The organism is Serratia quinivorans (assembly GCF_946227985.1).
Lineage (GTDB): Bacteria > Pseudomonadota > Gammaproteobacteria > Enterobacterales > Enterobacteriaceae > Serratia > Serratia quinivorans_A.
On the sequence record NZ_CAMKGL010000001.1, the window covers coordinates 1,724,687 to 1,745,132 of the forward strand.

Sequence of the window (20,446 nt, forward strand, 5' to 3'; positions counted from 1 at the left end):
TCATTGATTCAGTAGAGACCCCAGCGTCTGCGCTAACTTCAGAGTTATAGCATTATGATTAATTTTAGTTCAGAAATGCGGCGATCGGGCGGGGATATCAGGTGAAAATAGCCCGTTGCCCTATACGGCCGTATCACGCTGACCGAATGAGGGCAAAACAGGCTAATCCAGAACGTGGTGATCAACGCACGCGTTGCACTTCAAACCAAACGTTGCACACCGACAGGATCAGCGTGTTGGCGTCTTTTTGCAGCACATTGTCTCCCGGCACGCCGTCGGTGCCCTGATCGGTAATGCCTTTGATCTGCGTATCGGCATGCTGGATCATCACCCGTTCTACCGCCGGCGTGCTGATGCCCAGCATCGGGAAGTCGATATAAGAACTGCTGCCGGAATTGTCTTCGACAAACTCCTGCGCCTCGACCGTGCTGAGGGTGGCGCCTTCATTTTTCAACTCAATGCCATTCCAGCTGAAACCGTCGGCCTTGTAGCTGATTTTTCCGCCGATCAGGCTTTTGGCCTGTTGTTCGTCCCAGCAACCGACGGTTTGCGTCGGCAAGATCTTGCTGACATGCCAGTTACCCAGCAGCGTTTTAGGGATAGGTTCCACCACCGCATCCGCCGCCCGCACTTGAGTCGCTGATACACAAGTCAAAACCACCAATGGCAGCAGCGCCTTGCGCCAGATGTTAAATTGCATTTTATTTTCCTTTGACTATTCGCGCCCCTGTCGGGCTTGCCGTCATCATAATAAGCGGGCGGAACCTGCGTCAAAACAAACTGAATGCCAGGGCACATATCGCCTGAACGACCGCCCTCCTTATACCGGTTTCTGTCATCGCCGCGCAGCCTGATGTTACTCATAGCAAATCGCTATTAATCATAGTGAATCAGTATTTTATTTTAGTCAGAGGGTTATCTACAGTCACTGCCACTATTCAGCCTGCTATAACCAGCAGGCTATTTTGACAAGGACTCTGGGAAATGACATTGAAAAAACTCGCCGCCGCGCTGGCAGTGACCGGCACCCTATTGTTGAGCGCCTGTGGGCCGACCGCGCAAGACAGCCACCACATCAAAGTCGGTATCAGTGCCGGTATCGACCAGTCTTTGTGGGCGGTAGTGCAAAAAGTTGCCAAACAAAAATACGATTTGGATGTGGAAGTGGTGACATTCACTGATTACGTACTGCCCAACGAAGCGCTGAATAACGGCGATCTGGATATCAATGCCTTCCAGCATAAGCCTTATCTGGAAAAACAGATCCAGGAGCGTGGCTACAAACTGGTGGCGGTGGGCAATACCTTCGTTTACCCGATTGCCGGTTACTCGAAAAAGATCTCTTCCCTCAGCCAACTGCCCGATGGTGCACAGGTTGCGGTGCCGAATGACCCCACCAACCTTGGCCGTTCACTGCTGTTGTTGCAAAAACAGGGGCTGATCGGGCTGAAGGACGGCGTCGGGTTGCTGCCTACTTCTTTGGATATTGTCAGCAACCCGAAGAAGTTGAAAATTGTTGAGATTGAAGCGCCACAGTTGCCGCGCGCGCTGGACGACAAACAAATCGCACTGGCAATTATCAACACCAACTACTCCAGTCAGATTGGGCTGACACCGGCCAAAGACGGGCTGTTTGTCGAGGACAAGAACTCGCCGTACGTCAATATATTCGCCAGTCGGGTGGATAACCAAAACAACGAAAACGTGAAAAACCTGGTCAAGGCCTACCAGACCGATGAGGTTGCCGCCAGCGCCGCCGAAATCTACAAGGGCGACGCGGTTAAAGGCTGGTAATTCGCACTTCACCCCGTGGCGACCGTCACGGGGTTTCGCCCTCCACTCCTCATGCCCTCGATATTTTCGCTCGTTTTTCACCCACCCAGATCACAAATCGAACACTGCCCGCTAGGTGAAAAAAGCTGCAATGTTGTATACAAGTTTGTGTAAATGTTTTCTATTTGTTTCAAAAACCTTTGGTGAAAATAATGAAAAATAGAAAAATCAAACTGTTACTGATTGCGGGGGCGATGGCCGCCGTCGCTGCACTGGCAGTAGCCGGCAAGGTGGAAAATGCCGACAAGACCTTCCTCTCTGTTGCCACCGCCTCCACCGGCGGAACCTATTACCCGATGGGCGTTGGGCTGGCCAACGTCTGGAGCAACCGCCTAAAGCAAAACGGCATCCAGGTCAGCGGGCAGTCCTCTGCCGGATCGATCGAGAATATCGACCTGCTGCAAAAGAATGAGGCGCAGCTGGCTATCCTGCAAAGCCTGATCGCCGTCGAAGCCTATGAAGGTGTACGTAATTTTGAAGGCCGTGCCTACAGCCACCTGCGTTCAATCTCCATGCTGTGGCCGAACGTGGAACACTTTGTGATGCTGGAAAATAAAGTGAAGGACGGCACGCTGAACGATATCGCCGGGACCCGTTTCTCGGTGGGGCCGCAGGCCAGCGGCACCGAACAGTCGACGCTGATCATTTTGCAGGGGGTTAACCTGAGCAAGAAATCGCTGACGGCGGAGTATCTGGGCTACGGCGATACCGTTTCGGCCATGCGCGACGGCAGGCTAGACGGGGGCGCATTGCCCGCCGGGGTCCCGGCGGCGGCGGTAACCGACATGTATGCCAGCGGCGTGCCTTCACGCATTCTCGACGTCACCGACGAACAACTGGCCAGCATCAATGCCATCGCCAATTCCTGGTTCCGCTTTGATATCAAAGCCGATACCTATCCGCGTCAAGCCAAAGCGGTGGCCACCATCGCCCAGCCCAATATTCTGGTGGCCCTCAATGGCCTTGATGAAAAGCTGGTGTATGACCTGACCAAAACCCTGTTTGAAAACCTGCCGGAGGTGCATCAGGTGCACAGCGCCGCCAAATACATTTCGCTGGAGAACGCGCTGAAAGGGATCTCGGTCCCGCTGCACGTCGGCGCCTACAAGTACTATCTGGAGGCCGGGGTCAGCGTGCCCGACTATCTGATCCCACCGGAAGCGGCGACGCTGACCGCCAATCGATAAGGAGGCCGTATGAGCACTAACAACCTGACACCGCAAGAAGCCGTCGATCTGGATAAGGAAGCCGGAGCCGGTAGTCGGCCACTGAGCGGTATCTATTTGCAGCTGGCCACCCTGTTGGCAATCGCGATTTCCGTCTATGCCATTTACGCCAACGCGCTGTCGAATACCCAGGAGTTTTACCGCAATACCACCTTCCTTAGCGGCATCCTGATCCTGGGTTTTATTTTATTCCCGGTTTCACCCCGCTACGCCACCCGTAAATTCAACCGTTGGGACTACCTGTTTATCATACTGACACTGGTCAGTTACGGGTATTTCTACGCCAGCTACCTGGACCTGCACGTGGTGCGCAAAAGCATCCCCAATACCACCGACTACGTGATGGCGGTGATCGGCATCGGCGTCTTGTTTGAAGCTGCGCGCCGCACCACCGGCTATTTCATTCCCGGACTGGCGACCTTCGCTATCATTTACGCGCTGTTCGGCCAGTACTTTATGGGCATCTTTGGCCACGGCGGCTTCTCGTTCGAGCGCTTGTTGTACCGACTGTTCATGACCAGCGAAGGGATCTTCGGCATCACTCTGTCCACGGCTTCCACCGCCATCGTGGTGTTTATTCTGTTTGGCGCTTTTCTCAGCGTCAGCGGTGCTACCGCGTTGTTTAACGATCTGGCACTGGCGATTGCTGGCCGCCGTCGCGGTGGCCCGGCGCAGGTTGCGGTAATCTCTTCGGCGCTGACCGGTTCCCTGAGCGGCAGCGCGGTGGCCAACGTCGCCACCACCGGCACCTTCACCATTCCGCTGATGAAAAGTATCGGCCTGTCGGCACGCTTTGCCGGCGCGGTCGAAGCCACCGCGTCCACCGGCGGGATGATCATGCCGCCGATTATGGGGGCGGCGGCCTTTATCATGGCCGGTTTCCTCGGTATTTCTTACACCACCATCGTGATGGCCGCCATCATCCCCGCGCTGCTGTATTACGCGGCGTTGATTATCGCCATCGACCTGGAGGCCAAAAAGCAGGGCCTGAAAGGCATCAGCAAAGAGAACATCCCTAAAGTGAAGGCGGTACTGAAAGCGCGTGGGTTGCTGTTACTGCCGCTGATCATCGTTATCGGCACCCTGCTACTGGGCAAAACGCCAATCTACGCCGGGTTCCTCGGCATTATTTCGATCATCGTCGCCAGTTGGTTAGCCCCTGATACTTCAGTACGCATGACACCGAAAAAAATCGCCACCGCGCTGAACGAAGCGGCGCGCGGCTCCATTCAGGTGACGGTGGCCTGCGCCGCCATCGGGGTGATTATCTGCGTGGTAACCATGACCGGTATCGGTTCGACGCTGGCATTCAACATTGTCGCCATGACCAACAATACCCTGTGGATGATCCTGCTGGTGGTGATGTTGGTGTGTATCGTGTTGAGCATGGGCCTGCCCTCGACCGCCCTGTACATCGTGGTGGCCGTCACCGTTTCCCCAATCCTGATCAAGGCCGGTGTGATGCCGCTGGCGGCGCACTTCTTTGTGTTCTGGTTTGGCGCCCTGTCCAACATCACCCCGCCAGTGGCACTGGCCAGTTACACCGCCGCCAGCATCGCCCGCGCCGACCCAATGCAAACCTCCTGGGATGCGGTGCGGCTTGCGCTGCCGGGCTTTATCATCCCGTTTATTCTGGTCTACAACCCGATGCTGCTGATGCAAGGTGAGGATCTCAACGCGCTGTCGGTGATCCATATGGTGATCAGCGCACTGGTAGGGATTTATGCACTGTCGATCGCCAGCGCTAATTTCTGGATGATGAAAACCCACTGGCTGGAGCGGGTACTGTTCTCCGTCGCGGCAATCCTGTTGATTAAACCGGGTCTGCTAACCGATCTGGGTGGCGCGGCGCTGATCATCACCGCCGCGTCGGTACATCTGCTGCGTTTCAGGCGGAGCACTGCGCAGGGGGCGCTGAATGGTCAATAAAGTCACGCGACAGAAGGCTTCACATCAGGTACTGGCGCAGTTGAAAGCGGGCATCAGCGACGGCACCTTCCCAGTCGGAGAAAAACTGCCGTCGGAAAACACGCTGGCGGAGGCATTTGGCGTCAGCCGGGTACCGGTGCGAGAAGCGCTCGGCATACTGGAAGTCAGCGGCATTATCTCTTCACGTCAGGGGGGCGGCCACCGGGTTGAACAACACTCGTTGCTGAGCAAGTACCCGCCGCTGGTGATGGAAATTGCCGATCCGAACGAGGTGGAAGCCCTGCTGGAAATGCGAGAGGTCATTGAGCAACAGGCAGCCCGCATGGCCGCCGAACGCCATACCATCGCAGATTTACAGGCGATTGAGCAGGCGTTTAATGATTTTAAACGCTGCACCCTCGACGACGGCTTGATTGGTCATCGGCAGGATTACCTGTTTCACCGCGCCATTATGCAGGCCTCGCACAACCCGTTTTTCGTTCAGATCCTGGATAACATGCATGAGCTGTATCTGGGCGTGCTGGTGTATTCGCTGAGCAAAAATCTGGGGCGGCAGGCCGAACGTCAGCGCGTGATCGACGAGCACCAGCGAGTGCTTCTGGCCATTAAGGCCCGTGACCCGGTGGCAGCCACTGCCGCCATGCAGAATCATCTCAGTAACGTACGCGGCAAATTGCGCCGCCTGGATAATGAGGAGTTAGGGTAACCATGCATGACGTGATCATTATCGGTGCAGGTCTGGTTGGGCTGGGCGTCGCCAATGCGCTGCAGGAGGCCAATCCGTCGCTGCGCATTCTGATACTGGAAAAAGAGAGCGGCCCGGCGGCGCACCAAAGCGGCCATAACAGCAATGTGGTGCATTCCGGCATCTACTATGCCCCCGGCAGCCTCAAGGCGCGGCTGGCCAAGCTGGGTAACCAAAGCATGTTCGCCTTCTGCCGCGAGCACAACCTCTATCACGACCAGTGCGGCAAGGTGATTGTGGCGACCCAGTTGAAGGAACTCGATTTACTGGAAAACATCTATCAGCGCGGTTTGCAAAATGGGTTGGCGGTTAGCCGGCTGTCGCAGGCACAGCTCAGGGAGCGCGAACCGCACGTCAACGGACTGGAAGCGCTGCTGGTACCGGACGCCGGTATCGTCAATTACAGCCAAGTGGCGGCAAAGCTGGCGGAAATTATTCAGCAACGCGGTGGCGAGATCCACTATGGCCAGCAGGTCGAGGGCATCAACGAAAGCAGTGGCGACGTCACCGTTCGCACGCCGCGCGCACAGTATCAGGCTAAATGGCTGGTTAACTGCGCCGGTCTGTTCAGTGACCGCATCGCTGCCCTGGCCGGTTACCAGACGGGCATGAAGATCGTGCCATTCCGTGGGGAGTATTACGTGCTGAACGACGAGAAAAACTATCTGGTGAATCACCTAATCTACCCGGTGCCCAACCCGGACTTTCCGTTCCTCGGCGTGCATTTCACCCGCATGTATAACGGCAAGCGTGACGTTGGCCCCAATGCGGTACTGGCATTCAAACGTGAAGGTTATCGCAAATGTGACTTTAGCCTGCGGGATCTGAGCGAAGTCCTCAGCTATCGGGGGTTCTGGAAAATTGCCGGTAACTATTTGGGGGAAGGATTGGCAGAAGTCCGGCGTTCCCTGTCACGACAGCGCTTTACCGAAAATGCGCGTCGGTTAATACCCGAACTGCAACCGGAAGACATTCAGCCCGGCCCGGCCGGCGTTCGTGCTCAGGCGCTGACCGCCGACGGCAAACTGGTGGACGACTTTCATTTTGTGAAGGGCCGCCGCTCGCTGCATGTTTGCAATGCGCCCTCCCCGGCGGCAACAGCCTCGCTGGAGATCGGCCGTGAGATCGTGCGACAGCATCTTGCTTCACTTTAAGTCCAAAGGCCCGTCGTAACGGGCCATTGGTGGCTATTTCGCCGCGTACTTTTGCATATTGGCCGGGGTTACCAGTTCAAACGGGATCCAGTAGTAAGGATCCAGCTTCTCGCCTTTGATCATGCGCTGCGCCACGTCAACCGAGGCTTTGCCCTGACCGACGGCATCCTGAAATACCGTCACCTGCATCTTGCCTGAAGCTAGCGCCTTCAGGCCGTCCGGCGTGGCGTCGATACCACCAACCAGCACCTTGCTGCCCTGCTTGCCGCCCTGCTGCAATGCCATGATCGCACCAATCGCCATCTCATCGTTATTGGCTGCGACGATATCGATAGACTCGCCGTTGGTGATCCAGTTCAACATCAGATCCATCCCTTCGCTGCGCGAATAGTTGGCGCTCTGCTTTTGCACCACCTTCATTTTCGGGTACTTCGCCACCACCTGCTCAACATCCTTGGTGCGTTGCAGTGCACCGGCGTCGGTCAGGTTGCCGATCATCACCGCCACGTTGCCCTGATAGTTGGCCAACCGCGCCAGTTCTTCCATCTGCAAGGTGCCGGACTGCTTCTCGTCTGAGCCGACAAACACCACGCCGGAAGGCAGTTTGCTGTCGCCCGGCGTGCGGTTCACATACACCAGAGGAATGCCCGCTTTGGTCACCATTTTGGTGATGGCAGGCGTCCCCGCCGAATTGACCGGATCGACAATAATCGCGTCCACTCCGGCGCTGATAAAGTTCTGCACCTGATCGGTCTGGCGACCTACGTCGCCGCGCGCGTCTTCAAACTGCACGCTGATACCGCGCGCCTTGGCTTCTTTGTCGATTGAATGACGAATGATGGTCAGGAAGTTCTGGTCAAAGTAGGCCATCGACACACCGATGGTTTCCGCCAGCACCGAGGTGGAACAGCCGAGCGCTGCCACCAGCACGATTCTTTTTAAATATTTCATGATGATTCCCCAGGGTAAAAAAAACCGCCGGGCAAAATGCACCGGCGGAAATTCACGGCAATCAGTGTTTTTTACGGTTGCGGTGCATGTCGATAGACACCGCGGCGACGATAATCACGCCTTTGATAATGTCCTGAATGTAGGAGTCCACACCGATAAAGGTGAAGCCGCTTTTGATAAGCCCGAGTATCACTGCGCCAATCAGCGTACCGGTAATGCGCCCAACGCCGCCCATCAGGCTGCTGCCGCCGATCACCGCCGCGGCGATGGCATCCAGTTCGTAAGACATGCCCATGCTCGACTGGCCGCTGCTGACACGCGCCGCCAATACCACACCGGCCAGCCCTGCCAGTCCCCCGGCAATGGTATAGACCGTCACCAGGTATTTATTGACGTTGATGCCGGAAACTCTGGCCGACGTCATGTTGCCGCCGATGGCGTAGATGTATTTCCCGTAGCGGGTGTGTTTCAACGCGACATGGAAGATCACCGCAATCACCAGGAAAATGATCACTGGCATCGCACCCTGGCCGATAGAGGTAAAGCCGTCAGACAGGAAGCTGACCGGGTTGCCCTGGGTGTAATACTGCGCCAGGCCACGTGCCGATACCATCATGCCCAAGGTCGCGATAAAGGGCGGGATACCGGTGCGGGTAATCAGAAAGCCGTTGATGAAACCGCAGATAATGCCCACGCCAATCCCCGCGCCGATAGGGATCGCCGCCGGCAGGTCGAGCAACGCCGGGTACATCGGCGAAATACTGTCCGAGGTTTGCGCCAGGCTGGCCGCCACCACCGCGGTTAAGGCAATCAGCGAGCCGGAGGAAAGGTCGATACCGGTGGTGATGATAACCTGGGTCACACCCACCGCGATGATGCCGATAATCGCCACCTGCAGCACAATCAGCAGCAGGCGGTTCGGGTTCATCAGGAAGGACTGATCGCGGATGTACCAGCCAAGAATTTCAAACACCAGTGCAATGCCGATCATCACGATAAAGATGCCGGTGTCTTTCGGCATTTTTCCACTCAGGCCAGCGAACAGTGGCGCTTTGCCCGCAAGCGGCTTCTCTATTTTTACATTACTCATGGGAATTCACCTTTGCGTTATTCAGAGGCCAGCGCCAGGATCTTTTCCTGATTCGCTTCTTCTTTATCCAAAATGCCGGTAATACGACCGCCGTGCATCACCATCACCCGGTCGCTCATGCCGAGGATCTCCGGTAATTCCGATGACACTAAAATAATGGCGACGCCACGGTTCGCCAGTTCGCTGATCAGGCGATAGATTTCCGCCTTCGCCCCCACATCAATGCCGCGCGTGGGCTCATCGAGGATCAGTATCTTCGGCTGGGCCAGCAGCCAGCGGGCTATAAGTACCTTTTGCTGGTTGCCGCCGCTCAGGTTATTGATGATTTGGTCCATGGTCGGGGTTTTGATATTGAGCTTTTTGATCTGCTCCATGCAGTCCTTGGCCATTTGCACGTGGCTGACGAAACCATTCTTGCCGATGTACTCCGACAGGTTGACGATGCTCATGTTCTCGACCACCGACAGCACCAAAAACAACCCGGATTTTTTGCGGTCTTCGGTCAGGAACGCCAGCCCGAGTTCAATCGCTCGAGAGGGGGAATCAACTTTGGCCGCCAGGCCCTCGATGAAGATGTTGCCGTCGTCCGCCGGGTGCATGCCGAACAGACTTTCCATCACCTCGCTGCGACCGGCCCCCACCAGCCCGGCGACGCCGAGGATCTCGCCGCGCTTAACGCTGAACGAGACATCATGAAACCAGTCGGCACGGCGTAGCCCTTCGACACGCAGCACTTCCTCGCCGATATTGTTGTTGAACTTGGGAAACATTTGGGTCAGCTCACGTCCCACCATCATGGTGATCAGTGACTGTTTGGTCAGGTTTTCGGTCTTGTCGCAGGCGATAAAGGTGCCGTCGCGGAAAATACTTACTTCATCGGTGATGGCAAAAATCTCATCCATCTTGTGGCTGATATAAATGATGCCTTTGCCCTGTTCGCGCAGTTCGCGAATGATGGCGAACAGGTGTACAACTTCACCTTCGGTCAGCGCCGAAGTGGGTTCATCCATGATCAGCACGTCCGCGTTATAGGAAACCGCCTTGGCAATCTCTACCATTTGCTGACTGGCGATGCTCAGTTCACCCACCAACGTCTCAGGTTTGAGTTTAATGTTCAGCCGTGTCAGCAATTCGCGGGTCTGTTTGTTCAGTTGCTCATGATTCACAAAGCCCAGCTTTGCCGGCTCACGCCCCAGCCAGATGTTTTCCGCCACCGTCATATAAGGCACCAGGTTAAGTTCCTGGTGAATCATGGAAATCCCCGAATGCAGCGCCTGCAGCGTGTCGCTGAAGGTCACCGGTTGGCCTTTTATTTTAATGGTGCCTTCATCGGGGTGATAAATACCGATTAAACATTTCATCAGCGTGGATTTTCCCGCGCCGTTTTCTCCCATTAACGCGTGTACGCTGCCTGGTTTGATTTTAATTGAGACTTTATCCAGCGCCTTCACGCCGGGAAACTGCTTACTGATGCCTTCAGCCTCAAGAACATAAGGATACATACCGATAACCTCCGCCGTTCGTTAATGCATCCCTGCCGGGTAAATGCGGCAGGGATATAACCGCGCTGCCTTAACGCTTATTTTCTGTTCTTGTCGGCAAATTCCTGATAGTTGGCCTTGGTGATCAGCTGATACGGGATCAGTACGTTACTTTCCACCTTCTCGCCTTTCACCAGTTGAATAGCGGTTTGCACCGCGCCCTCACCCTGCCCCTTGGCATCCTGGAACACGCTCAGCGCCAGATCGCCCTTCTTGATGTATTCCAGTGCATCCGGGGTACCGTCAACGCCGGCCACCAACACACCGCTTTTCTTCGCCTGTTTCAGTGCCAGGATCGCACCAATCGCCATTTCGTCATTGTTGGAGGCAATAGCATCAATCTGCTGGCCGGTCAGCACCCAGTCAGTGGTAACGTCAATGGCCTCTTTACGGGCAAACTTGGCGGTTTGCTTATCGAGGATTTTGATGCCGGGATACTTGGCTGCCACCTCTTCTACGCCGCGGGTACGATCGCGGGTCGCCTCACTGGATAACTCCCCCATCAGGATCATCACATTGCCCTTGCCATTCATCAGCTTGGCCAACTCCTCCATCTGCAGCTTGCCGGCCAGTTTGGAGTCAGACCCCACATAGGCCATGCCTGCGGGCAGCGTGACTTCCGGGCGACGGTTAACGAACACCAGTGGGATCTTGGCGTTTTCCGCCAGTTTGATCATCGGCTTCACGCCTTGGGTATCGACCGGATTGAGGATGATGGCGTCGACGCCCTGGCTGACAAAGTTCTCAACCTGTTGGATCTGCTGGGCAATATCCCCTTTTGCATCTTCAAACTGACCACTGACGTTGCCGTCCTGTTTCATTTTGTTCTGCATTGACTGGCGTAAGATGGTGAGAAAATTGTCATCGAAATAAGCCATGGAAACGCCGATTTTAATGTCTTTTGCCAACACGCTGGCCGGCAACATGCACATCAATACCGAGGTGACGATCAGTTTCTTCAGCTTCATGTTCTGTACCCTTTAATCGTTAGAGTGAAGAGGCCTGTTGATTTGACAGCTAATGAAAAATATTTTTTACATTCAAACAACAATCCGGTTGGTGTTATCCCTTTGATACGGCAGATTTATCGCTTTTATTCCGTATTCAGATGGTGTGTAAAACTTTGATCGATATCTCAAAAAACAACAAAAACAACACCTTGAAATAAACTCTCTGCCAGCTGATGTAGGTTGCCAGGTCATTATCAAATGTTTATTTCATAATTGAGATTATTGAAACTTTTTAACTCAAACAAGCGAAACATGCGTTTTGGAATAACCAAGTAACAAAAACATGACACGGATCTAACAAATGACGCAAAAGCCAGCATCGCGTTCGTGGCATAAGTGCGTTCGGCAAACAAAGTGCTCCCGCAACGATGAAAAATGACGCTGCACATTCTCAGCAAATGTGCGAGCGAGCACGCAGTTTGCGGATCCGCTGTTTCATCCACGGCGTTACTCGACAATACTGAATGGACGTGTATTTTCAGGAGGATCAGACATGCAGCTCAGCAGTAAGGTACGGATGAACCGGCTGTTTAATAATGGCAAATGCCTCGATGTGGCGATTGATCACGGCATCGCCAATGAGCCGGATTTTTTAATCGGCCTGGAAGACATCGAACAGGTCATTGACAGCCTGATCGTTGCCCGTCCCGATGCCATTCAGGTCAATTATGGCCAGGCGGATTTATTGCAACGCGCAACACAACGCGATAAACCGGCGCTGGTGATGCGCACCGACGTCGGTAATGCTTATAACGCCGCACGCCACCGTGAGATGTGGGCGGTGCTGCATAATCCAGAAGCACCGATCCTTGCCGCACTGCAGATGGATGCAGCGGCGGTGGTGGTTAACCTGTATCTGATCCCCGATGAACCGGGTATTTTCCGCCAGTGTGTCGAGAATATTGGTCGCCTGCGTCATGCCTGCGATCGCTACGCCATGCCGCTGATGATCGAACCGCTGGTGATGGCGCCGGCCGGCCAGGGCGCGGCCTACGGTTCGCTCGGCGACGTAGAAAAAATGGTGCCGTTAGTCCGGTTGGCGCGTGAACTGGGCGCCGACATCATCAAGGCCGACCCGACAGAACAAGTGGAAGACTTCCACCGCATTGTGGAGGCGGCACGCTGCCCAACGCTGGTTCGCGGCGGCGGCAAAGGCGAACTGGGCGCAGTACTGGAAAAATCTGCCGCCCTGATGGCACAGGGTGCATCCGGTATGGTGTATGGCCGCAATGTCTATCAACACAGCAACCCATCGAAAGTGGTCAGCGCATTAATGGCCATCATTCATCAGGGTGCCAGCGGTCAGCAAGGGCTGGAAATCTACCATCAGCCTTGATCCCCGCTTTTGTAATTAAAATAATCCCTCCCCCGGCGGCAGCATGTTATAACCTGCTGCCGGTCGCTGCCCCGCGCTCCAATCCCCGCTATTATCCTGACAGGCCCATTCGGAGAACCGCCATGCCAAAACAACGGATACCGCTGAAACTCAGCACCACGCTCACGCTGATGGTGTCTGCCATCATCGCTTCGGTGCTATTGGTGGTATATGCGCTGTTTTTTGTGCAGATGAATCACCAGGGACAAGATCAGCAACGCCAAAAAGCGATGGCGATTGCCGAAACGCTGGCGCTCTCCGGTAATGTCATTGATGGCCTGCTGCATGAAGATCACAGTGGCGCGGTCCAGCACTTTGCCGAGCAGGTACGCCAGCGGAATGAATTACTGTTTGTGGTGGTGGTAGACATGAAAGGCATCCGTTACTCGCACCCCAAGCCCTGGCTGATCGGTCAGCATTTTATCGGGGACGATTTGGAACCGGCGCTACGCGGCGAAACCAACAGCGCCATTAATCGCGGCGCATTAGCCCCTTCACTGCGGGTTTTTGCCCCGGTTTACGACAGCGAACGGCGGCAGATTGGCGTGGTGGCGCTGGGTATTGCACTCGACACCGTTCAGCGCGTGGTGGGCGAAAGCCGCTGGATCATCTACTGGACGCTGGCCTTCGCCGCGCTGGTCGGCACGCTCGGCATCTTCTTCCTGGTGAAGGCCCTGAAACGCATCATGCTCGGTTTTGAACCTTACGAAATCTCCAATCTGTTCGAGCAGCGCAACGCCATGCTGCAATCGATTAAAGAAGGCGTGATTGCGGTCGATAACCAGTCACGCATCACCATAGTTAATGATGAGGCCAAACGCCTGTTGCGCCAAAATGGGCCTTTCGAAAACCTGCTGTTGGAATCCGCCAGCAAATACTGGCCGACACAGTTGCATCTGGCAGAGGTACTGGAAAGCGGTCAACCGCTGCGTGACCAGCAGATTAGCTTTAACGGCAGCGAACTGCTGACCAATACCGTGCCGGTGATCGTTAAGGGCCAGGTGATTGGTGCTATCGCCACCTTCCGCGATAAAACCGAAATCAGCCAGTTGGTACAGCGTCTGAGCGGTATGGCGCACTACGCCGACGCGTTGCGCGTCCAGTCGCATGAGTTTATGAACAAGCTGCATGTGATCCTCGGCATGCTGCACATGAAGGCCTACCAACAGCTGGAAAACTACATCATCAACACCGCCAGCACCTATCAGGAAGAGATCGGTGCGCTGCTGAGGAAAATCCAGTCGCCGGAGGTGGCGGGCTTCTTTATCGGCAAGATCAATCGCGCCCATGAAGCCGGCATTGAGCTGACCATCGATGAAGCCAGCCTGCTACCAGAAACCGACGATGTGGAAACCACCCACGTGCTGATCAGCGTGCTGGGCAATTTGATTGAAAATGCCATTGACGCGATCGATGGCGTCGAAGGACACGAGATCAACCTGAGCTTTCATCACAATGAGAATCACTTACACTGTATAGTCAGTGACGACGGTCCCGGTATCGATCCGGCTCTCGGCGCACGTATCTTTGAACAGGGTGTTTCAACCAAAGGGCCGGGGCGCGGTATCGGGCTGGCGTTGATCCGCAGCAGTCTGGAAAAACTGGGCGGCAGCGTTGATTTCGAATCTGAACCGGGTGAGTTAACCCAATTTTTTGTACATATTCCCTATCAGGCCAAGGGCTGAACCATGATTAACGTATTGATTATCGACGACGATCCGATGGTGGCGGAGTTAAACAAATACTACCTGAGCCAGGTGAGCGGCTTTCACTGCCTGGCAACGGTCGCCACCCTGGCCCAGGCTCGCGCACTGCTGGCCGACGCCGAAGTCAGTATCGATCTGGTGCTGCTGGATATCTATATGCAGCAGGAAAACGGGCTGGACCTGCTGCCCGGCCTGCGCGAATTGGGTGAAAAAACCGACGTCATCATCATCTCTTCTGCCAGCGACGTGGATACGGTGCAACGCGCCCTGCACTACGGCGTGGTGGATTACCTGATCAAACCTTTCCAATTTGGGCGCTTCAAAGAGGCGTTGAATAACTATCAGCAGCAGTCACAAATTCTGGCGCAGCGCGAATTCTCTCAGGGGGATGTGGACAGCCTGTTACGCCGCCAACCCACCAGCACCGAAGGGAAAAAGTTGCCGAAGGGGCTGACCAGCATCACGCTGAGTACGGTGTGCGAATGGATTGAACAACAGCACGATGGGGAATTTTCGACCGATAATCTGGCTAATGCCATTGGCATTTCCCGCGTTTCCTGCCGAAAATATCTGATCTATTTGGCGGAAAGCGGCATTCTCGGCACCCGTATTCTGTATGGCACCACCGGCAGGCCGGTTTATCTTTACCAGTTAAAGCCGGACGCCATTGCCATGCTGAAAGCGTATTGCCGCTAATCAATGTCCCCGGCACATGTCCGGGGACATCGGGCCATTATTCCGTTTTTTGGATCAGGCCAAAATCACGTAGCGCCACATAGGGATCCCAATATTCGCGGGCGCTCGCTATCTGGCCATGGCTGATTGTCACAATGGCGATAAACTGCTGATTATAATCACCACCGCTTTGTTTGATTTTTCCGCTGCTGGTGTACTCAAACACAAACACACCTGGCTCTGCCGTCACGACTTTCTTCCACCCTTTCCAATCGGCGTATTTCAGCTCGCCGAGATACTCACTCATGTCGGTAAAGTAGCGAGTAATATTTTCACGCCCCTTCGAAGCCTTGGAAAAGAAGCTGAAGTCCTCTACCGGTGCATAAGGCAGTTCAAACACCCCCTGCGGCGTAAAGTATTTGGCGACGTTGGCCGGGGTTTCTGACCAACCATTCAGGCTGCGCCAGTAAAACTCCGCGACGTCGTTAACACCGTATCCCGGCAGCAGGTAATACAACCCCTGCTTTTCGATAATATGGTCATTGGCCTGTGCAGACGCAGCCGCACCCATCAGCCCCAGCAGGGCCGCTGAAAAGAGTCGTTTCATGTTATTTACCTTATGAGGGATTACATACGAATAACGGCTTTAATGGTTTCACCGGATTGTGAATCCACCATCGCCTGGTTGATATCATTCATGGCATAAAAACGGATCAGGCGATCGATAGGGAAACGCCCCTGTTGGAAGAGTTGTGCCAGCATGGGGATAAATACCGTCGGTGCCGCATCGCCCATAATGGAACCTTGCACCGCCCGGCCGCGAATCAAATGCATAATGTCGAGTGGCAAGGATTCGCCCTGCGGTACCACGCCGGTAAGCACGCATTTGCCATTTTCCGACAGCACCTTTACTGCATCGGCCATTACGCCCGCGTGCCCAGCGGCTTCAACACTGTAGTCCACGCCATACCCGTCTGTCAGTTGATGAAGCACTTCCGCGACATTTGCCGTTTTCGGATTGATCGCCACCGTGGCTCCCAGCTCTTTGGCCAGCGTCAGACGGTTCTCCTTGATATCCACGGCGACAATTTGGCCACACCCCACCACGCGGGCCGCCATCACGGCGGCCAACCCCACGGCCCCCAGACCGAAAACCACCAGTGTTGAACCCGCCGGTGCTCGCAAGGTGTTAATGACGGCACCCGCGCCTGTCATCAATCCGCAAGCTAACGGCCCGAGGTATTCCAGAGGGATTTCCCTATCGATAGGCACAACACTGCTGGCGTTAACCACCGCATATTGTGCAAAGGAGGACTGACCGAAAAAATGGCTGTGTACATCGCCACTCTCATCACGCAGGCTGACCGAACCATCTGCACGCTGAGCTTGCCAATTCAGCGGGACATGTTGGCGACAATAGGTCGGCATGCCGATACTGCACTTGTCACAGGTGCCACAGGAGGCTAACGACAACACGACATGATCTCCGGGCGCCACCTTATTGACCGCAGCCCCCACTCGCACCACCACCCCAGCACCTTCGTGGCCGAGCACCACCGGCCCAGGCATAGGTATAACGCCTTTGTGTGCCGCAATGTCGGTGTGACACAGGCCGGTGGCCACCAGTTTCACCAACACCTCATCAGCGCGAGGTTCTCCAAGCTGTAACTGCTTGAGGGTAAATCCTCTCGCCGCGTTCTCACTGACTGCTGCTGTAATTTCCATGTCATCTCCCACTGAGTCTGATGCTATTGCGTCGATGTGGGGCAGTATAAGATGCACTATTGGGCGTAAAAAGATGCCATACTCTGATTCACTGTTCTAGAATCAAGGACAATATGTGATGCAGAAAGGCATATTGAAGGATCTGAATGACCTCTATTATTTTGCGCAGGTTGCCCAGTACGGCGGATTTTCCGCCGCAAGCCGTGCGCTAGACATTCCAAAGTCAAAACTGAGCGCCCGCGTGCTGGCGCTGGAAGAGCGCCTCGGTGTGTTGCTATTCCAACGCACGACCCGGCGAGTCAAGTTAACGGAAACCGGCTCGCTGTTGTTGAAACATGCACAGATAGCAATCAGCGAGGCAGAGATAGCCCAAGAGCTGATCGACCAAAGTCGGGCAGAACCTTCTGGGCTAGTGCGCGTCAGTTGTCCCAAATTGGCGACGGATGTACTTCTTTCGCCATGCCTGCCGGCCTTTATGGCCGCCAATCCCGGTATTCAGATACAGCTGCTGGCAACTGACAGCCGCTTTGATCCTGTGGCCGACAAAATTGATGTGGCGCTGCGTCTACGACAACGTAAAGACATGAGTGAAGGCATGATTGCCCGTGAGCTGGGCCAAAGCGTGCGTGTTCTGGTTGCCACACCGCAGTATCTGGCGCAACACCCACAATTGACCGACCCACAACAGTTGAGTGAGCATGACCTGTTAACCTTGATCGACGTGGGTGAAGAGCAGACCTGGGACCTGGAAGGCCCCGGTGAGGAAAAACGTGCAGTCCGCGTTCGCCCGCGATTAATGTGCAGCGAATGGGGCATCGTGCGCAGTGCGCTTTATCAACACCAGGGCATCGCCCTACTGCCGGATATCACCTGCCATCAGGCACTGGAGCAAGGTGAACTGGTGCGCGTGTTGCCACAATGGGCCTGTGCGCCGCTGATCATGCATGCGGTATTTCCGACCCGTCGCGGTATGCTGCCTTCGGTACGCGCACTGGTAGATTTCCTGGTAATACAGGTACCGCCGCTGCTGCTAAAAGGCGCAGTTAAATAGCGCTTCGACGGCAGTTCTGATCTTGGCTACCCGCTTCAGCGATAGCGCTTAAAAGTGGGGAAATCAACCGCCCCACCCGAAGGGTAACAAGGCTTGCCATGCTGTTGTTTGTTTTTACCGCAGCGATATTCGCCATACTGGGCATTGTAGCGTTTTCGGTTTGCCCGGTCGGCGGCCACACGCTGTTGTTCCTGCGCTATTGCCGCATCATTAGCCTGTGCCAGAGCTTCAGCGCTCCATATCTTATGTTTCAGCACGCTGCGTTTCTGCTGATAGCTATCAGCGACTTTATTATCCAGCGGTGGTTCGGCGTGGTACTGAAAATCAAACGATGCCAGGGCGCTGAGGCAGTAGCACTGCGCCACACAGGCGAGAAAGATCCTTTTCATCGATACACTCCCAAAATTCAGTTACCCCGTGGATCCAATGACGTGCCCACCGCCCGTTGATCGACAGACGATGACGCTGTGGCCACCTCGCATTCCCGCTGGCGAATAGCCGACTCCAGTGCTTTGCGCTGAGCGCGTAAAGTGGCAAGTTGCGCCTGTTCCGCGCGTATTTGCTCTACATACCAGATATGTTGCAACATTCCATTTAGCCGCTGCCGATAGTCAACGGCGGCGTTATCCTTATCCACGGGGGCATGAGACGGAGTCTTGTCGACAAACGCACAGCAACAGGAAGACGCCAGCAAAGTTAGCGCTGTCGTCATTACAGAAGACAATTTCAAAAGCCTAAACTCCATTAAAGCCCATACGGCGGCTCATTCTCATTATATTAACGAGAACTCCCTTGATGATTTAATCAACGACGCGCGGGTAACAAACAGATTAATTGATAAAAACTAAACACCAATGAAAGAGAAAGCACTGAGGTTAATAATTGGTAGAAATAATATATTTAGTCAGTTAACGATCTAATGCCCTTGATTAGCCTATTGTTTCGCCGTTGTATATTCGCTTTTAAAATAAACTTAACCATTAATGGCAGTAAATAAAAAATTACTTTTTTTAGTTTATTAATTCGAATTCTACCGCAGAGCGTACCGAGAAAAACTGCATTATGTTTCAAAAAGGTGGGAAATAATTCAACTAAAAATAAACCGGATGATAGAACTAAAAAAGGCCGGGATTTCTCCCGGCCTTCTTTCTCTGCCCGACGGGTTTAGACTAACTCAACCACATCAAACTTAACTTCACCGCTGAGGTCGGCTTCGTAATCAACACCTTGCAGACCAAAACCAAACAGGCGCAGGAACTCGGCCTTATAGCCCAGGTAATCGGTCAACTCATTGATGTTGTTATCGTTGATCTGTGCCCAGATTTCACGGCAGGTGTTCTGCACGTCGTCGCGCAGTTCCCAGTCGTCCAGACGCAGACGGTGCTTCTCATCGGTATCCGGTGCCGTGCCACTGTACAGTTTGGTGGCGAACAGACGCTGGATTTGCTCGATGCAACCTTCGTGGATCCCCTGAGCCTTCATGATTTTGAAGACGATAGAGATATACAGCGGCATTACCGGAATAGCAGAAGAAGCCTGAGTCACCACCGACTTCAGCACGGCAACGTAAGCCGCGCCGCCTTTGGCCTTCAGTTTCTGATCGATGGCCAGAGCCGCGCGATCCAGATCTTCTTTTGCCTTGCCCAGCGTACCGTGCCAGTAGATTGGCCAGGTCAGATCGGTACCGATGTAGGAGTAAGCCACTGCCTGCACGTTGTCCGCCAGCACGCCGGCCTCTTCCAGTGCGTCCATCCACAGCTGCCAGTCCTGGCCGCCCATCACTTTGACGGTATCAGCAATTTCTTGCTCGTTGGCCGGTTCAACCACGGCTTCAACCAGCACGTCTTTGTTGGTATCGAGCGCCACGGATTTGTACGGTTCGCCGATAGGTTTCAGCGCGGAGCGCACTACTTCACCGGTTTCCGGCATTTTACGCACCGGCGAAGCCAGCGAGTAAACCACCATGTCGATCTGGCCCAGATCCTGTTTAATCAGGTCGATAACCGTTTGGCGGCATTCGTTGGAGAACGCGTCGCCGTTAACGCTTTTCGCGTACAGGCCTTCTTCTTTAGCTGCCTTGTCAAAACCAGCAGAGTTGTACCAGCCGGCAGAACCGGTTTTGGCTTCGCTGCCCGGCTTTTCAAAAAATACGCCGATGGTGGCTGCACCGCTGCCGAATGCGGCATTGATACGTGACGCCAGGCCGTAACCGGTGGAAGCACCGATCACCAGCACTTTTTTCGGGCCGTTTTTCAGTTCGCCACGTGACTTAACGTAGGCAATTTGCTCACGGACATTGGCTTCACAACCTGCCGGATGAGCGGTAGTGCAGATAAAACCACGAATTTTAGGTTTGATAATCATAGTAATTTTTTCTTGGTAGCTAAAAACCGAAGGACAATATACCTGATTTTCACAATATACTTAAGCTGGGT

19 protein-coding genes are annotated in these 20,446 nt (G+C 54.4%); 9 read left to right on the forward strand and 10 right to left on the reverse strand.

The genetic code is table 11. The annotated features are described in order from the left end of the window. Nucleotides 1-181 precede the first annotated feature (181 nt). Entirely contained in the window at nucleotides 182-700 is a 519-nt protein-coding gene (locus OCH02_RS08130) for a hypothetical protein (RefSeq protein ID WP_261430712.1), read from the reverse strand. Between the two features lie 284 nt (nucleotides 701-984). Between OCH02_RS08130 and metQ the strand changes: the two genes are divergently transcribed. The 5 genes from metQ (at nucleotide 985) to lhgO (ending at nucleotide 6,887) form a co-directional block, all read left to right on the forward strand. Next, a complete protein-coding gene (gene metQ, locus OCH02_RS08135) occupies nucleotides 985-1,794 on the forward strand; it encodes a methionine ABC transporter substrate-binding lipoprotein MetQ (protein ID WP_261430713.1) in 810 nt (269 codons plus the stop codon). 191 nt (nucleotides 1,795-1,985) lie between these two features. Then, a complete protein-coding gene (locus tag OCH02_RS08140) occupies nucleotides 1,986-3,020 on the forward strand; it encodes a TAXI family TRAP transporter solute-binding subunit (protein ID WP_261430715.1) in 1,035 nt (344 codons plus the stop codon). A 9-nt stretch (nucleotides 3,021-3,029) separates the two neighbouring features. Further along, entirely contained in the window at nucleotides 3,030-4,988 is a 1,959-nt protein-coding gene (locus tag OCH02_RS08145) for a TRAP transporter permease (protein WP_261430716.1), read from the forward strand. Continuing rightward, a complete protein-coding gene (locus OCH02_RS08150) occupies nucleotides 4,978-5,694 on the forward strand; it encodes a FadR/GntR family transcriptional regulator (RefSeq protein WP_261430717.1) in 717 nt (238 codons plus the stop codon). Before OCH02_RS08145 ends, OCH02_RS08150 begins: the two co-directional genes overlap by 11 nt. 2 nt (nucleotides 5,695-5,696) lie before the next feature. Next, entirely contained in the window at nucleotides 5,697-6,887 is a 1,191-nt protein-coding gene (gene lhgO, locus OCH02_RS08155; protein WP_261430718.1) for an L-2-hydroxyglutarate oxidase, read from the forward strand. Between the two features lie 33 nt (nucleotides 6,888-6,920). On the opposite strand, the gene OCH02_RS08160 is transcribed toward lhgO, so the two are convergent. From OCH02_RS08160 to OCH02_RS08175, 4 genes are all read right to left on the reverse strand, one after another. Next, complete coding sequence (locus OCH02_RS08160) at nucleotides 6,921-7,838, reverse strand: sugar ABC transporter substrate-binding protein (RefSeq protein WP_261430719.1); 918 nt, start codon at nucleotides 7,836-7,838, stop codon at nucleotides 6,921-6,923. Nucleotides 7,839-7,899: 61 nt separating this feature from the next. Further along, nucleotides 7,900-8,928, reverse strand: coding sequence for an ABC transporter permease (locus OCH02_RS08165; protein ID WP_261088782.1), 1,029 nt, complete (start codon nucleotides 8,926-8,928; stop codon nucleotides 7,900-7,902). A gap of 17 nt (nucleotides 8,929-8,945) precedes the next feature. Then, nucleotides 8,946-10,430 carry a sugar ABC transporter ATP-binding protein gene (locus OCH02_RS08170; RefSeq protein ID WP_261430720.1) on the reverse strand — a complete coding sequence of 495 codons (1,485 nt, stop codon included), beginning with the start codon at nucleotides 10,428-10,430 and terminating at the stop codon, nucleotides 8,946-8,948. A 77-nt stretch (nucleotides 10,431-10,507) separates the two neighbouring features. Next, nucleotides 10,508-11,437, reverse strand: coding sequence for a sugar ABC transporter substrate-binding protein (locus OCH02_RS08175; protein WP_261430721.1), 930 nt, complete (start codon nucleotides 11,435-11,437; stop codon nucleotides 10,508-10,510). 535 nt (nucleotides 11,438-11,972) lie between these two features. On the opposite strand from OCH02_RS08175, the gene OCH02_RS08180 reads away from it, so the two are divergent. From OCH02_RS08180 to dcuR, 3 genes are all read left to right on the forward strand, one after another. Further along, nucleotides 11,973-12,815, forward strand: a complete 843-nt coding sequence (locus OCH02_RS08180; protein WP_261430722.1) for a class I fructose-bisphosphate aldolase — start codon at nucleotides 11,973-11,975, stop codon at nucleotides 12,813-12,815. A 122-nt stretch (nucleotides 12,816-12,937) separates the two neighbouring features. Further along, the gene (locus OCH02_RS08185) at nucleotides 12,938-14,539 is read left to right on the forward strand and encodes a sensor histidine kinase (protein WP_261430723.1); all 1,602 of its coding nucleotides are present in this window, start codon (nucleotides 12,938-12,940) and stop codon (nucleotides 14,537-14,539) included. A 3-nt stretch (nucleotides 14,540-14,542) separates the two neighbouring features. Next, a complete protein-coding gene (dcuR, locus tag OCH02_RS08190; protein ID WP_261430724.1) occupies nucleotides 14,543-15,256 on the forward strand; it encodes a two-component system response regulator DcuR in 714 nt (237 codons plus the stop codon). A 37-nt stretch (nucleotides 15,257-15,293) separates the two neighbouring features. Here dcuR and OCH02_RS08195 read toward each other — a convergent pair whose 3' ends face one another. Beyond that, the gene (locus OCH02_RS08195) at nucleotides 15,294-15,842 is read right to left on the reverse strand and encodes a nuclear transport factor 2 family protein (RefSeq protein ID WP_261430725.1); all 549 of its coding nucleotides are present in this window, start codon (nucleotides 15,840-15,842) and stop codon (nucleotides 15,294-15,296) included. A 20-nt stretch (nucleotides 15,843-15,862) separates the two neighbouring features. After that, nucleotides 15,863-16,960 (reverse strand): NAD(P)-dependent alcohol dehydrogenase, encoded by a 1,098-nt coding sequence (locus OCH02_RS08200; RefSeq protein WP_261430726.1) that lies wholly within the window; start codon nucleotides 16,958-16,960, stop codon nucleotides 15,863-15,865. A 118-nt stretch (nucleotides 16,961-17,078) separates the two neighbouring features. Between OCH02_RS08200 and OCH02_RS08205 the strand changes: the two genes are divergently transcribed. Then, entirely contained in the window at nucleotides 17,079-18,011 is a 933-nt protein-coding gene (locus OCH02_RS08205; RefSeq protein ID WP_261430727.1) for a LysR family transcriptional regulator, read from the forward strand. A gap of 35 nt (nucleotides 18,012-18,046) precedes the next feature. Here OCH02_RS08205 and OCH02_RS08210 read toward each other — a convergent pair whose 3' ends face one another. The 3 genes from OCH02_RS08210 to fabV all read right to left on the reverse strand — a co-directional run bounded on the left by OCH02_RS08210 (nucleotide 18,047) and on the right by fabV (nucleotide 20,375). After that, nucleotides 18,047-18,400 carry a hypothetical protein gene (locus OCH02_RS08210; RefSeq protein ID WP_261430728.1) on the reverse strand — a complete coding sequence of 118 codons (354 nt, stop codon included), beginning with the start codon at nucleotides 18,398-18,400 and terminating at the stop codon, nucleotides 18,047-18,049. Between the two features lie 17 nt (nucleotides 18,401-18,417). After that, nucleotides 18,418-18,741 (reverse strand): hypothetical protein, encoded by a 324-nt coding sequence (locus tag OCH02_RS08215; RefSeq protein ID WP_261430729.1) that lies wholly within the window; start codon nucleotides 18,739-18,741, stop codon nucleotides 18,418-18,420. 434 nt (nucleotides 18,742-19,175) lie between these two features. After that, complete coding sequence (gene fabV, locus OCH02_RS08220) at nucleotides 19,176-20,375, reverse strand: enoyl-ACP reductase FabV (protein WP_012006373.1); 1,200 nt, start codon at nucleotides 20,373-20,375, stop codon at nucleotides 19,176-19,178. Nucleotides 20,376-20,446 lie beyond the last annotated feature (71 nt).

Excerpts from the sequence above, each read along its gene's own strand:
- OCH02_RS08130 (WP_261430712.1), bottom strand. The coding sequence starts at position 700 with ATGCAATTTAACATCTGGCGCAAGGCGCTGCTGCCATTGGTGGTTTTG.
- metQ (WP_261430713.1), top strand. The coding sequence starts at position 985 with ATGACATTGAAAAAACTCGCCGCCGCGCTGGCAGTGACCGGCACCCTA.
- OCH02_RS08140 (WP_261430715.1), top strand. The coding sequence starts at position 1,986 with ATGAAAAATAGAAAAATCAAACTGTTACTGATTGCGGGGGCGATGGCC.
- OCH02_RS08145 (WP_261430716.1), top strand. The coding sequence starts at position 3,030 with ATGAGCACTAACAACCTGACACCGCAAGAAGCCGTCGATCTGGATAAG.
- OCH02_RS08150 (WP_261430717.1), top strand. The coding sequence starts at position 4,978 with ATGGTCAATAAAGTCACGCGACAGAAGGCTTCACATCAGGTACTGGCG.
- lhgO (WP_261430718.1), top strand. The coding sequence starts at position 5,697 with ATGCATGACGTGATCATTATCGGTGCAGGTCTGGTTGGGCTGGGCGTC.
- OCH02_RS08160 (WP_261430719.1), bottom strand. The coding sequence starts at position 7,838 with ATGAAATATTTAAAAAGAATCGTGCTGGTGGCAGCGCTCGGCTGTTCC.
- OCH02_RS08165 (WP_261088782.1), bottom strand. The coding sequence starts at position 8,928 with ATGAGTAATGTAAAAATAGAGAAGCCGCTTGCGGGCAAAGCGCCACTG.
- OCH02_RS08170 (WP_261430720.1), bottom strand. The coding sequence starts at position 10,430 with ATGTATCCTTATGTTCTTGAGGCTGAAGGCATCAGTAAGCAGTTTCCC.
- OCH02_RS08175 (WP_261430721.1), bottom strand. The coding sequence starts at position 11,437 with ATGAAGCTGAAGAAACTGATCGTCACCTCGGTATTGATGTGCATGTTG.
- OCH02_RS08180 (WP_261430722.1), top strand. The coding sequence starts at position 11,973 with ATGCAGCTCAGCAGTAAGGTACGGATGAACCGGCTGTTTAATAATGGC.
- OCH02_RS08185 (WP_261430723.1), top strand. The coding sequence starts at position 12,938 with ATGCCAAAACAACGGATACCGCTGAAACTCAGCACCACGCTCACGCTG.
- dcuR (WP_261430724.1), top strand. The coding sequence starts at position 14,543 with ATGATTAACGTATTGATTATCGACGACGATCCGATGGTGGCGGAGTTA.
- OCH02_RS08195 (WP_261430725.1), bottom strand. The coding sequence starts at position 15,842 with ATGAAACGACTCTTTTCAGCGGCCCTGCTGGGGCTGATGGGTGCGGCT.
- OCH02_RS08200 (WP_261430726.1), bottom strand. The coding sequence starts at position 16,960 with ATGGAAATTACAGCAGCAGTCAGTGAGAACGCGGCGAGAGGATTTACC.
- OCH02_RS08205 (WP_261430727.1), top strand. The coding sequence starts at position 17,079 with ATGCAGAAAGGCATATTGAAGGATCTGAATGACCTCTATTATTTTGCG.
- OCH02_RS08210 (WP_261430728.1), bottom strand. The coding sequence starts at position 18,400 with ATGAAAAGGATCTTTCTCGCCTGTGTGGCGCAGTGCTACTGCCTCAGC.
- fabV (WP_012006373.1), bottom strand. The coding sequence starts at position 20,375 with ATGATTATCAAACCTAAAATTCGTGGTTTTATCTGCACTACCGCTCAT.